14 protein-coding genes are annotated in these 12,664 nt (G+C 26.9%); 4 read left to right on the forward strand and 10 right to left on the reverse strand.

Translation table 11 applies throughout. From position 1 onward, the window contains the following. The first annotated feature begins 86 nt into the window (after positions 1–86). Positions 87–437 carry a hypothetical protein gene (locus I4U89_RS10665; protein ID WP_195940354.1) on the forward strand — a complete coding sequence of 117 codons (351 nt, stop codon included), beginning with the start codon at positions 87–89 and terminating at the stop codon, positions 435–437. 38 nt (positions 438–475) lie between these two features. On the opposite strand, the gene I4U89_RS10670 is transcribed toward I4U89_RS10665, so the two are convergent. The 3 genes from I4U89_RS10670 to I4U89_RS10680 all read right to left on the reverse strand — a co-directional run bounded on the left by I4U89_RS10670 (position 476) and on the right by I4U89_RS10680 (position 2,638). Further along, on the reverse strand, positions 476–700 hold the full coding sequence (locus tag I4U89_RS10670; RefSeq protein ID WP_195940355.1) for a hypothetical protein: 225 nt from the start codon (positions 698–700) through the stop codon (positions 476–478). Between the two features lie 87 nt (positions 701–787). Beyond that, positions 788–1,720: a DUF362 domain-containing protein gene (locus tag I4U89_RS10675; RefSeq protein ID WP_195940356.1), complete on the reverse strand. Its 933-nt coding sequence runs from the start codon at positions 1,718–1,720 to the stop codon at positions 788–790. 168 nt (positions 1,721–1,888) lie between these two features. Then, entirely contained in the window at positions 1,889–2,638 is a 750-nt protein-coding gene (locus I4U89_RS10680) for an acyl-[acyl-carrier-protein] thioesterase (protein WP_195940357.1), read from the reverse strand. Positions 2,639–2,871: 233 nt separating this feature from the next. On the opposite strand from I4U89_RS10680, the gene I4U89_RS10685 reads away from it, so the two are divergent. Continuing rightward, positions 2,872–3,720 carry a DegV family protein gene (locus tag I4U89_RS10685; protein WP_195940358.1) on the forward strand — a complete coding sequence of 283 codons (849 nt, stop codon included), beginning with the start codon at positions 2,872–2,874 and terminating at the stop codon, positions 3,718–3,720. Between the two features lie 132 nt (positions 3,721–3,852). Here I4U89_RS10685 and I4U89_RS10690 read toward each other — a convergent pair whose 3' ends face one another. From I4U89_RS10690 to I4U89_RS10705, 4 genes are all read right to left on the reverse strand, one after another. After that, a complete protein-coding gene (locus I4U89_RS10690) occupies positions 3,853–6,117 on the reverse strand; it encodes a xanthine dehydrogenase family protein molybdopterin-binding subunit (protein ID WP_195940359.1) in 2,265 nt (754 codons plus the stop codon). After that, positions 6,118–6,567 carry a (2Fe-2S)-binding protein gene (locus I4U89_RS10695; RefSeq protein ID WP_195940360.1) on the reverse strand — a complete coding sequence of 150 codons (450 nt, stop codon included), beginning with the start codon at positions 6,565–6,567 and terminating at the stop codon, positions 6,118–6,120. It abuts the gene before it with no gap. Beyond that, complete coding sequence (locus I4U89_RS10700) at positions 6,567–7,355, reverse strand: FAD binding domain-containing protein (RefSeq protein WP_195940361.1); 789 nt, start codon at positions 7,353–7,355, stop codon at positions 6,567–6,569. Before I4U89_RS10700 ends, I4U89_RS10695 begins: the two co-directional genes overlap by 1 nt. A gap of 201 nt (positions 7,356–7,556) precedes the next feature. Beyond that, positions 7,557–8,354, reverse strand: coding sequence for an HAD family hydrolase (locus I4U89_RS10705; RefSeq protein WP_195940362.1), 798 nt, complete (start codon positions 8,352–8,354; stop codon positions 7,557–7,559). A gap of 96 nt (positions 8,355–8,450) precedes the next feature. Between I4U89_RS10705 and I4U89_RS10710 the strand changes: the two genes are divergently transcribed. Further along, positions 8,451–8,804: a hypothetical protein gene (locus tag I4U89_RS10710; RefSeq protein ID WP_195940363.1), complete on the forward strand. Its 354-nt coding sequence runs from the start codon at positions 8,451–8,453 to the stop codon at positions 8,802–8,804. 187 nt (positions 8,805–8,991) lie between these two features. Further along, the gene (locus I4U89_RS10715) at positions 8,992–9,195 is read left to right on the forward strand and encodes a hypothetical protein (RefSeq protein ID WP_195940364.1); all 204 of its coding nucleotides are present in this window, start codon (positions 8,992–8,994) and stop codon (positions 9,193–9,195) included. Between the two features lie 124 nt (positions 9,196–9,319). Here the strand turns inward: I4U89_RS10715 and msrA are convergent, their stop codons facing one another. The 3 genes from msrA to I4U89_RS10730 all read right to left on the reverse strand — a co-directional run bounded on the left by msrA (position 9,320) and on the right by I4U89_RS10730 (position 12,620). Next, positions 9,320–10,273 carry a peptide-methionine (S)-S-oxide reductase MsrA gene (gene msrA, locus I4U89_RS10720; protein ID WP_195940365.1) on the reverse strand — a complete coding sequence of 318 codons (954 nt, stop codon included), beginning with the start codon at positions 10,271–10,273 and terminating at the stop codon, positions 9,320–9,322. A 121-nt stretch (positions 10,274–10,394) separates the two neighbouring features. After that, the gene (locus I4U89_RS10725; RefSeq protein ID WP_195940366.1) at positions 10,395–11,210 is read right to left on the reverse strand and encodes a CPBP family intramembrane glutamic endopeptidase; all 816 of its coding nucleotides are present in this window, start codon (positions 11,208–11,210) and stop codon (positions 10,395–10,397) included. Positions 11,211–11,426: 216 nt separating this feature from the next. Then, positions 11,427–12,620 (reverse strand): pyridoxal phosphate-dependent aminotransferase, encoded by a 1,194-nt coding sequence (locus I4U89_RS10730; RefSeq protein WP_195940367.1) that lies wholly within the window; start codon positions 12,618–12,620, stop codon positions 11,427–11,429. Positions 12,621–12,664: the final 44 nt, after the last annotated feature.

Genomic DNA, 12,664 nt, shown 5'->3' on the forward strand with positions numbered 1-12,664 from the left:
TAAATATTTATTTGTACATAAATTTGGTGTAACAATTTTCATGAAGATACATATTATAAATATTAATATTTATAATTGGAGGTTTTATGCCTAGAAATAAAGGTTTTAATAACCGTAACTTATTAATAAATAATTGTAATTCATTTTCTAATCAAAATCTTATACTAGTTACTATATTGGCAGCAATCATAGGTCAAGAAATAGAAAACGATGAAGAATTAGCACTTCTTGGTACATTTTTTATAGTTTTAGGAGAACAATTATCTTTACTTTCTGAAAGTAGAATAATATGTAAAGAAACCAATAAAGAATTTGAAGAATTAAATGATAAAGTAGAAGGGTATGAAATTAATGAGATATTTTTAAGAAGCACCCCAAGAAAGAGAATAAAAAAAATTAAGAAAAAATACATAAAAAAATACAATAACAAAAAATAAAAAGGCTATAGTATATATATTATAGCCCTTTTTATAAATTACTCTCTGTAGTAATTTTTTTCTCTTGCTGTTTTTTGTTCATTATTTAAATTACTCTTTTTAATTCTAGTTTTGCTACTATAAATAGCTTCATTTTCTGATGCCATCTTAGCATTTACTTCGGTTTCATTAGCTCCATTTATACCTAATTCATGTGCTATTTCTAATTTTTCCTTTTCATAATCTTGCATTCTTCTAGTACTATGTTTTTTTTGGTTAGTCATGTTGCCACATCCTTTGGTTTTATTTCTATATATATTATTTCACTTCTATAATTTAAAATTCTTATAAAACATTACCAATTTATATACCTATCTACCATGTATATCTTTTAACTTTTCTTTATCAACCCTTACTTCACTATCTCCATATGCACACTTGCTAAATATCTTTTCTGCTTCTTCTAAACTTAGTCCTTTTATTTCCATATTCTTAGGGTCAGATTCTCCTATACTATCTTTATCTAATCCATAAAGATAACATACTGCTTGTGGTAAAAAACCTAGAAGCCTCGCACCTATACAATCTGCTGCTAATGGGTCTGTAGATGCTATAATAAGTCCTGGTGTATCCACTGCCATTCCATTATGAGGTCCTGTCCCTACCATAGCTTTATCACAGCTTATTATACTTAAGTCTATAGGTATTTCATTTGCCATAGCTCTTATGAATCCATGCAAATCCTTATGAATTCCTGTATTTTTTTTTGGATATCCATGGATTTCTGCTGGTGGCCATCCCATTGCTATATTTTTTATAGCACTTGTTACTGTTGCTTCTTCATGATGCTTTAACTGAGTAAATGATATTATTACATCTGCTTTATTTACTATTTCATTTATAGGAGTTGACTTTATTATGTCATGCTTTAATTTTAAATCTATATATGGACCATAATTCATATCAATAAAGCCTACTTTTTCTTCTTCTATTATTTTGTCATACCCTACATTTTTCATAATCTCTGTAGTCTTTTTACTTCCAGATCCTGTTGCTATATATATTTTACTAGGCTCTTTTTCTTTTATATACTGTATAAGTTTTTTTAAAGTTTTAGGGCCTACAACGCCTGCATCTTTTGGTTTGCTATCTTTTACCCAGTTGGGATTTATAACTACTACATCTCCTTTTTTTATAATTTTATCTATTGGCAATAAATCTAAAGCTTTTTCTAATGATTTAGATTCTGTCATTGCCTTAGTTATTGCAACTATAGGTTCATTAACCCTTCTATCTCTTATCATAAATTCACCTCTTATTTACTATTTTTTTAAAATTATAGTTTTTATGTAGATAGCTATTATAATCAATATTTATATATCTATTATTTTCATATATTTAAATAAAATACTAGCAATTACTAAAGGCTTATAATTTCATATACATAAAAAATAGTCTAAGTTTATACAAACTTAGACTATTTTTTCCCATTTACTTTCAAGAAGTGATATTTCATTTTTATTTTCATCAACTATTTGATGTATTGCTATTATATAATCATCTTTGTATTCTATCTGACTTTCTACCACTATCTCATTATTGTATTTAAGCTGTTTTTCATAAGCTACTAAAAGTTCACTTACTCTATAATTTTTAACTATTTCTAAAGGCATTGAGTCTATTATCCACATTACATAATGAGAATTACCCACATGTATATTTATATCTATATCAGAGTATCTTATATCAAAATTTTTAGATATATCTATTCTAGATGGTCTTTTCATTTTTAACTTATTTATTTTAATACTTCTATCATCTTTTACTTCATATCTGTCATAATAACTACTTGGTATACTACAAGGTTTACCTTTTTTTATATCTATATAAAATGCTAAGGTTTCTCCACTTAATATTAGTTCTTCTTTTTCATTATATATTTTAAAACTTCTTAATGCATAAAATTTTCTAAATGCTTTTACATATGTTACAACTTTAAGCTTTTCCTTATAATTAGCTTTACTATGTACTTTTATATCATAATTAAATATAACCCAAGCATAATCACTTTCTTTAAAATCAGAAATTGACGCTCCTAAGCTAATATCTTGACTAAATGCTGCATCTGACATAAAATCCATATATGACGAAAAATTACATTCACCTCTTATATTCGTATCTCTATATGTTACCTCATACATTTTTTCATAAATTTTAGACATAATACCAACTCCTAATACTCGTACTTATTCCTTTACTTTATTGATTATACTTCAAATTATATTCGAAATCAAATTAATATTATTTTATAGATTAAACCCAAAAACTATATATTTTACTTAGTTGCCAATTTAGTATATAATTCTATTATAGAGTAATTATTTAATATTCTATTACCAAGTTATAATATATTTATTATAATATTGTTCATATAAAAAAGGAGAGATATACATATATGGCTGTAAAAATAGTTACCGATAGTACTTCTTATATCCCTAAGGAGTACATACAAAAATATGACATATCTATCGTCTCATTAAATGTAGTTATGGATAATAACAGTATACGTGAGCTAGATGTAGATAACAAAGTATTTTACGATGATATGGAAAAATGTGAGGAAATCCCTAAATCATCTCAACCATTTCCAGAAGAAATGTTAGATACATTTGAAAAAATAGTAAAAAATGGAGATTCTATAGTAGGAATATTCTTATCTTCTAAACTAAGTGGAACTTTTTCAAATGCTAACTTAATAAAGAATATGACAATTGAAAATTATCCAGATGCTGATATTACAATAATAGACTCTAAGACTACTTGTATGCAAATGGGGTTTGCAGCTATTGAAGGTGCTAAAGCATCTTTAGAAGGAAAATCCAAAGATGAAATAGTTGATATAGTAAATCATACACTTGATAAAAGCAATTTCTTATTTACACCAGAAACGCTAGATTATTTAAAAAAAGGCGGTAGAATAGGTTCAGCTTCTGCTCTTTTAGGTACTTTACTTCAAATAAAGCCAATTCTTACTGTTAGAGATGGTATAACTGGAGTATATACCAAAGTTAGAACTAGAAAAAAAGCAATTAATACTATTGCTGATACTGTATTTGAGGATATCGAAAAAAATGGGCTTGGAGATGTTATAGTCCACCATATAAATTGTGAAGGTGATGGTCTAAAGCTTGCTAAAACTTTAGAAGCTAAGTTAAATATTCCTGTCAAAATACAATCTATAGGACCTATTGTAGGTGTTCATGTTGGACCTGGAAGTATAGGTATTGCTTACTTTACAAAATAATATAATTTTAGGCACTTATTATTTATTAATAACATTTTGTAAATTACATATTTTTCATTTTTATTTAAGTAAATAACTTCTAAATATTATAAAAGGTATAGGATACAAGTTGTATCCTATACCTTTTTATAATTATTTGTTCATAGCCATAAATATTTTTTCTGGAGTCATTGGTAAATCATTTATTCTAACACCTACGCCGTTGTATATAGCATCTTGTATAGCAGGTGCTGGAGTATTTACAACAACCTCTCCAACAGACTTAGCTCCAAATGGACCTGTTGGTTCATGAGTTTCTACAAAATCAACTATTATATTACCTACATCACATCTAGCTGGTATTTTATATTGCATAAATGTATTAGTATCCATTTTACCTTTATCTGTATATCTTATTTCTTCAAATAATCCAAGTCCTATCCCTTGTACTATTCCACCTTCAACTTGAACTTTAGCAAGATTTTTGTTTATGACTGTTCCACAGTCTACTACTGCTACATAATCTATTATATCAACTTTACCCGTTTCTTTATCTATTTCAATTTCTACAAATCCTGCTATAAACGGAGGAGGAGAAACAGGGCTACCATGAGATGCATATCCAACTAATTGATTTTTTTCAGGCCCTACTGTACAGTCAACAGCTATATCAAATACTGATATAGACTTACTTTCTGTAAATACTTTTTCACCATCAAATTCTACATCTTCTTTATCTATACCAAGTCTAGTTGCCCCTAAACTCATTATTTTATTTCTAAGCTCATTAGCGGCTTTTACTACTGCCATACCTGTTACATATGTTGTAGACGATGCATATGAACCTGGATCATATGGAACTACATCTGTATCTGCTGCTATTACAGTTATTTTATCCATAGTAGTTTCAAGTATTTCACAAGCCATTTGAGAAAGTATAGTGTCACTTCCCGTACCCATATCTGTTGAACCTACTAGTAATGTATAATTTCCGTCATCGTTTAATCTTATTTCAGCACTTGCTGTATCTATCCCTGCAATTCCAGAACCTTGCATAGTAAGTGCCATACCAACACTTCTAACTTTTCCATTTCCTAAGTCTTTAGATGGGTATTTTTCATTCCATTTTATAAGATTTTTCCCTTTTTCTATACATGCTTTTAAATCTACTGAATTTAAAGTTTTATCATATGCAAATGAAGTTTCTCCTTCATTTACTATATTTTTAAGTCTAAGTTCAGTTGGGTCCATATTTATCTCTTTTGCTAATTTATTTATAGCAGACTCGACTGCAAAACATCCTTGAGTAGCACCATATCCTCTGAATGCTCCTGCTGGCATTTTATTAGTATATACTACATGTCCTTTAAATCTAGATGCTTCTAATTTATTATACATTGGCATAGTTTTTTCTCCAACTAATCCAAATGTAGTTGATGCATGTTCTCCATAAGCACCAGTATCAGATAATGCATCTATATCTATAACTTTTATTATTCCCTCTTTAGTTGCACCTATTTTAACATTTAACTTCATAGCATGTCTACTAGTTGAACAATTTTGAGTTTCTTTTCTGTCATAAAGTACTTTGGCTGGCTTTCCAGTTTTAAGTGTAACTATTGCACTAAATATTTCAACACAAGCGGTTTGTTTACCTCCAAAACCACCACCTATTCTAGGCTTTATAACTCTTATCTTACTAGATGGTATGTTTAAAGCTCTTGATAAATGACGTCTAACATGAAATGGTATTTGTGTAGAACTTACTACTACTAATCTTCCCATATGATCTAGGTAATTATAAGATCTATATGTTTCCATCATAGAATGAAGTTGTGATTGAGTATAATATGTTTCCTCTATAACTACGTCACATTCATTTAAAGTTTTTTCTACATCTCCTTTAGTATAATTATGAGTTGATACTATATTTTTCTCTCTAATCATACCTATATCAAAATTACAGTGTCTCTCTTCATCATGAACTAATGTATTAGCTTCAGTTGCCTTTTCAAAATCAAGTACTGGTTCTAGTACTTCATATTCTACTTTTATCATATTCATAGCTTTAACTGCTGTTTTTTCATCCTTAGCAGCAACTATTGCAACTTCATCTCCTACATATCTAACAGTATCTTCAAGTATTAATCTATCATATGGAGATGGCTCTGGGTAAGATTGACCTGCTAATGTAAACCTAGTATCTGGTACATCCTTATATGTAAGTACACATTCTACTCCATCTACTAATAAAGCTCTTTTAGTGTCTATATTTTTTATTTTTGCATATGCATACGGGCTTCTTAGTATTTTTACAAATAAAGCATCTTTTGATGCTAAATCATCAGTATATACTGGTTTCCCTGTTGCTATTGCCATGCCATCTATTTTGCCTATACTTTTACCTATTATCTTCATTTAATTTACCCCCAGATAAGTTTTGACTGCTCTTAGCTGTCCCATATACCCTGTACATCTACATAAATTTCCAGTTAAGTAGTGTATTATATCCTCTTCTGTAGGATTGTTTAATTCTTCTTTCATTGCTATTACTGTCATTATAAATCCTGGTGAACAGAATCCACATTGTTCAGAACCTTCACTAACTAATATCTTAACAAATTCACTAGCTTCTTTTTCTAATCCTTCTATTGTTGTTATCTCCTTATTTATAGCTCTAACTGTTAAAGTTGCACAAGATAGCACTGGTTTTTTATCTATCCATATAGAACATAAACCACAACATCCTGTATCACAACCTCTTTTTACACTTAAATTCCCTAATTTTCTTAAAGTATCTACTAAATACTCTTCACATTCTATGTCAACTTTTCTTTTTTTACCATTTACTTTAAGTTCTACTAACATTATATAACCTCCATTATAGCTCTTTTTATAAGTACCTTAGCCATAGCGTATCTATATTCTTTAGATGCTTTCATATTAGATCCAAAGGATAATTCATCAACTGCTATTTGAACAGCCTTATCTATATTTTCATTAGTTATATTATTATTAGATAAAAACTCACTTGCATTTTTTGCTTCTTTTGCAACTTGAGGTCTAGCTCCTATACATATTTTAAATGTATTATCTAATTTTGATACTGCTACATTTACTATTGGATAGTCACTTTTAGCATTTCTTAAAGCTTTATATGATGCTTTTTTATTATTCTTTTTTATGTATATCTTAGTTAATAAATCTTTTTCATAACCTTTATTTAAAAATTCATCTAGAGTCATTCTTCCTTCACCAAAAGTCTCTATTTCAGTATCTAAACAAAGTAACGCTATTATTAAATCAGAAAACCCATATTTAGAAAATACTGTAGCACCTACAGTTACAACACTTCTAAATTGAACTCCTATTATATCTCTTACACTGTGGTTTAAAACATAACCAAAGTTATTCTTTATTATATCACTAGTTTCTAATTCTCTAAATGTTGTCATAGCACCTATTTCAATATAATCTTCATCTTCTTTTATATAATCTAGATTTAAATTAGATAACTCTATCCCTGTACCTATTCTTTTTTTACCCATCCTTAAAAAAGCACTTCCACCTATTATCTGATTATTTTTTCTTTTCGTTAATATGGCATATGCTTCTTCTATTGTTGTCGGCTGAACAATGTCTGTAAGTGTAAACATATTTCCTCCCCAATTTGTATTAGTTTTGATTAATTATACCATATTTTAGTCACCTAAAACAATAAAAATTCGTTATATATCCTAACGTTTACTTTTCATATTAAAAGTAAGTTCGATTTTAATTAACTTAAAATATATTTACTATTTTCAATAAAAAAAGTCATTCTAAATATTTTTAGAATGACTTTTTCAGTTTAAATACTAAGCAAGAGCTTCTTTTCCTATAGCCAATTCTTTTATAGCTTCTATAACTCCATTTTCATCATTAGTTTTTGTCACAAACCTTGCTTTTTCTTTTATTTTGTCCTCTGCATTTCCCATTGCAAAACTATAGTAAGCCGATTCCATCATTTCTAAATCATTCATATGATCTCCAAATACCATAGTTTCTTCATATGATATATTAAACTTTTCTTGTAATACTTTTATAGCTTGCTTTTTATTTCCATTAGCTTCACATATATCTAAACTATTAGGTCCCGACATAGATATACTTAAATCTTTCTTAAAATCTTTAATATTTGTTAATACATCTTTTATTATATTTTCATCCGCAAAAACACTAACCTTCATTATACTATCTTTTATCTTAGTTATATCTTCTACAACCTCAACATCTGTGTTCCATGCTTTACAAGCTATCTTAACCTTTAAACTTTCACTATATGTTTTTTCTTTACCGCAAAATATAGTATTATGATTAGCATACTTTCTTATAATGTTTGATATACTTTTTAATTTCTTCTTATCTATATAATTTTCATATAAAACTTCACCCTTGTAGACAACTAAATTTCCATTATTGGGTGCAAGTATTATATTATCTATTATTTCTTCCTTAAATATATTAGTTAAAGACTGTATTTCCCTACCACTTACTGCTGCAAATAGTATGTTATTAGAATTAAGTTTTTCTAAAACTTCATAAAATTCTTTATCTACACATTTATTTGAGTCAAGTAGTGTCCCATCCATATCTGAACCGATTAATTTTATCATACCCTTTACTCCTTGCCATATATTTTGTAAATTTATTGTATATCACTTATACAACATTATATAATAATTATAAACTTTTAGAAAGGATTGTGCTTTATGAAAACTATTTTATCAAAAAAAGATCTAGATATAGCTCTTAACGAGAACGAAAATAAAATTGTTGTTAGTAATTTTAAAATTGTAAATTCTTTAAAGTTGCTTAACAATATTAATATAACACATGCACAACGAAACAGATGCAAATATACCCTAGAAAATAATATAGATGATTCGGCATTTTTAGGATTTATAGGTTTTGCACCAATAATATCTGAAATAGGAAACGTTTCATTCTTAAATTCTATGGGTATAATTTCTAGTGTAGGTTTACATCAAATCCTTATAATATTAAGTCAGTATACTATAAAATATAATGATAAAAACAATAATATTATATTAACTAAGATATAATAATTAATATATTGTATCTTTTAATAGGTATAATTCATATAAATTCACTTTAGGAGGGCTTATGATTATAAATATAACCGATTTAGCAAAAAATGCGTTAGATAATTTATTTATAGAGTATAATGTTAATTATAAAAATATAAGACTTTATTTAAAAGAAATCGCATGACATGGACCTATATTTGACTTGGCTCTGGATGAGGCAAAAGAAAATGATAATATATTTAAAGTAGATGGATATAATGTAATAATTGATAAGGATTTATCTGCTAAATTTAGTGTTGTTAACATTTATTATAATTCATTTGAATATTATGGTAATTTTAAAATAACAACTGATTTTATATGGAAAGATGAATATCATTACTGTGATTGGTCTAAAAAATGGTAAAAATACCCTAGCTTACTAGGGTATTTTTAATATATTATTATGTATTTGTAAAATTTATTATTTATAAAAAGTTTAATTAATATTTAATTTTGTTGTAATTTAAAAGCCATATTGACTATAACTCTTATTCAAACAAACTTAAATAATCTTCATATCCTTCTTCTTTCATTTTCTCTTTAGGTATAAAGTTTAAAGAAGCTGAATTTATACAGTATCTAAGACCACCTTTTTCTTTAGGACCATCATCAAATACATGTCCCAAATGAGAATTAGCTTTGCTACTTCTCACTTCTGTTCTAAACATCCCATGAGAAAAGTCACTTTTTTCAATTATAGAGTTATTATTTACTGGCTTTGTAAAACTTGGCCATCCACACCCTGAATCAAATTTGTCTTTTGATGAAAATAAAACTTCTCCACTTACTATATCTACGTATATCCCTTCTTCTTTATTATCATAATACTTATTTTTAAATGCAGGTTCAGTCTTATCATTTTGTGTTACTTCAAATTGAATTGGAGTTAATTTATTTTTTAATTCTTTTCTATTAAAATTATTTTTATCCCAATTTTCCTTTATAAAATTATATCTTCCTGATCCTACATAATACATATAGTAATGATTCGGATTTTTCTTATAATAATCTTGATGATAGTCTTCAGCCTCATAAAATTTAGTAGCTTCTCTTATCTCTGTAACTATTTTAGAATTAAATATCTTACTATCTTCTAGTTTTTTCTTTGATTTAGTAGCAATATCTTTTTGCTCTTTATCATGATAGAATATTACAGTTTTATACTTTTCTCCTCTATCATTAAATTGACCTTTACTGTCTGTTGGATCTATTTGTTTCCAGTATATATCTAGAAGTTCATCATAGCTTATTATTTCATCATCATAAGTAACTTCTATAGCCTCGATATGACCTGTTTTATCGCTACAAACTTCCTCATATGTAGGATTTTCTGTATATCCACCAGTATATCCTGCTAAAACCTTAAGTACACCATCATATTTTTCAAAAGGTTTTACCATACACCAAAAACACCCACCTGCAAAAGTTGCCTTTTTGATCAAACTTATCACTCCTTATAAAATATATACTTTATTTATTCCCATTTCCTACATTAGGTAATCTACTTTTTGTATAGTCTTTTTTAAATATATTTTTCAATACTAATATATATTAACACTATTGTTATTTAATATATTTTTTATTTAGGTTTATAAATCGTATATAATAGTATACAGAAAGTGATATTATGACCAATCCTAAAATCAAATACATATGTATTGTTAATGCATTTATATTTATACTTGTATTTATATTATATTTTTGTGGTATCTTTAAAACCATAGACATTGAATTATTTATAACATGTAAAAAAATTGGAATTAATATATTTTTATACTTTATATATAATATACAAAGTACTACTCCAAACAAACTTGCAAATATAGATGTATATATACTATGGCCTATTCCAAATAAAATAGATGATATTAATATACCAATTTTATAATTATATTTTTTAGATATATTAATAAATAATACTTTTCTAAATATTATTTCTTCTAATATTGGCCCTATTATTACTACACTTACTATCATTATGATAATATTACCTGTATATATTGTATCACTTGATGATGTTAATAATATATTTTCATATGGTTTATAAGTTAACATAGCTATAGATATTAATAACAATGTAGTACCTGAACTTAACATAATGGAATTTATATATCTCCCGATTATTTCTTTTATATCCAATTTTTCTTTAAAATCTATATAAGATTTTTTTATATCATTTATTGATATCCCTAAATATAATAATAAAATTATAATAGATACTACTTGTGTACAGATAATAAATACCTTATTTCTATCATCATATATAGATAGATTTATAAGAATACCTATATATTTATAATTAAAGATTAGCATTATTACAAATGATATTACTTGTATTAATATAAAATCTATTATTTTTATATCGCTTTTTCTCCTCATAAAATGTCTCCTAGATCATATATGATTTTTGTGTTGTGATACTCTCCTTTTATATTATATCATTAGATATCAATTTTAAATTAATATTATTTATCATTAGTTAAAAATAAAATGTTACTATTATTTATATATACAAACTACTTATATAGCTTTAAGTGTGTAAATTTCTTTTAAATAAAAAGGGCTTATATATTAATCTATATAAGCCCTTTTTATTTATTTATTAAGTTCTAAATATGCTTCTAGTCCTTCTTTTAAGATTTTAGATGCTTTAGCTAAATCTTCTTTATTTAATATGTATGCAAGTCTTATCTCATCTTTTCCAAGACCTTCTGTCGCATAAAATCCTTCAGCAGGACAAGGCATAACTGTTTCTCCATCTATATCAAAATCTTTCAATAACCATTTTACAAAATCATCAGCACTTTTAACTGGTAATTTAGCAACTATATAAAATGCACCAGTTGGTTTTTTACATATAACTCCAGGTACTTTTACAAGTTCATTATATAATACGTCTCTTCTTTCCTTATATTCTTTATTAACATCTTGTAAATAAGATTTATCAGTTTTATAAAGTTCTACAGCTCCTATTTGCTCTAAAGTCGGTACTGATAGTCTAGCTTGACATAATTTTAGTATCTGTGCCATAAATTCTTTATTTTTAGATGCTAATGATCCAATTCTAGCTCCACAAGCACTATATCTTTTAGATACACTATCAACTATTATAACTCTATCTTCTACTTCTTTAACACTTCCTAAACTAGTATATTCTCCATCATATACAAATTCTCTATAAACTTCGTCTGCTATTATCCATAAATCATGTTCTTTAGCTATATCACTAATCATTTTTATTTCTTCCTTAGAGTAAACTACTCCTGTTGGATTACCTGGATTTGAGAATAATATAGCACGAGTTTTTGAGTCTATCTTTTTTACTATTTCTTCTTTTTTAGGTAAGTGGAAACCATTTTCTGCAAGTGTAGTTATTGGCTTGATTTCAACACCTACTGAGTTTGCAAAACTATTGTAGTTTGAATAAAATGGTTCTGGTATTAATATATTGTCTCCTTCATTACATAAAGCTATCATGCAGAAAAATAATGCTTCACTACCACCATTTAATATAAGTATATCTTCCTTCTCAAAATCGATATTATATTCATTATAGTATCTTTTTATAGCTTCTCTAAGTTCATCTAACCCTTCTGATAAAGCATACTCTAATACATCTTCTTTGTTACTTGAAATAGCTTCAAAGAAACTTTTAGGTGTTATTATATCAGGTTGGCCTATATTAAGATGATAAACCTTTTTTCCTTTTTTCTTGGCTTCTGCTGAATAAGTTAATAATTCCATTATAGTAGAAGCTGGTACTGATTTTATTCTTGAAGAAATATTCATAACGTTTGCCTCCTAATGATTCATTGTCAGTTATTTTGTTTTTT

This window comes from Romboutsia sp. 1001713B170131_170501_G6 (assembly GCF_015668195.1).
Taxonomy (GTDB): Bacteria; Bacillota; Clostridia; order Peptostreptococcales; family Peptostreptococcaceae; genus Romboutsia_C.

Coding starts and splice junctions, on each gene's coding strand:
- I4U89_RS10665 (WP_195940354.1), top strand. CDS start 87: ATGCCTAGAAATAAAGGTTTTAATAACCGTAACTTATTAATAAATAAT.
- I4U89_RS10670 (WP_195940355.1), bottom strand. CDS start 700: ATGACTAACCAAAAAAAACATAGTACTAGAAGAATGCAAGATTATGAA.
- I4U89_RS10675 (WP_195940356.1), bottom strand. CDS start 1,720: ATGATAAGAGATAGAAGGGTTAATGAACCTATAGTTGCAATAACTAAG.
- I4U89_RS10680 (WP_195940357.1), bottom strand. CDS start 2,638: ATGTCTAAAATTTATGAAAAAATGTATGAGGTAACATATAGAGATACG.
- I4U89_RS10685 (WP_195940358.1), top strand. CDS start 2,872: ATGGCTGTAAAAATAGTTACCGATAGTACTTCTTATATCCCTAAGGAG.
- I4U89_RS10690 (WP_195940359.1), bottom strand. CDS start 6,117: ATGAAGATAATAGGTAAAAGTATAGGCAAAATAGATGGCATGGCAATA.
- I4U89_RS10695 (WP_195940360.1), bottom strand. CDS start 6,567: ATGTTAGTAGAACTTAAAGTAAATGGTAAAAAAAGAAAAGTTGACATA.
- I4U89_RS10700 (WP_195940361.1), bottom strand. CDS start 7,355: ATGTTTACACTTACAGACATTGTTCAGCCGACAACAATAGAAGAAGCA.
- I4U89_RS10705 (WP_195940362.1), bottom strand. CDS start 8,354: ATGATAAAATTAATCGGTTCAGATATGGATGGGACACTACTTGACTCA.
- I4U89_RS10710 (WP_195940363.1), top strand. CDS start 8,451: ATGAAAACTATTTTATCAAAAAAAGATCTAGATATAGCTCTTAACGAG.
- I4U89_RS10725 (WP_195940366.1), bottom strand. CDS start 11,210: ATGAGGAGAAAAAGCGATATAAAAATAATAGATTTTATATTAATACAA.
- I4U89_RS10730 (WP_195940367.1), bottom strand. CDS start 12,620: ATGAATATTTCTTCAAGAATAAAATCAGTACCAGCTTCTACTATAATG.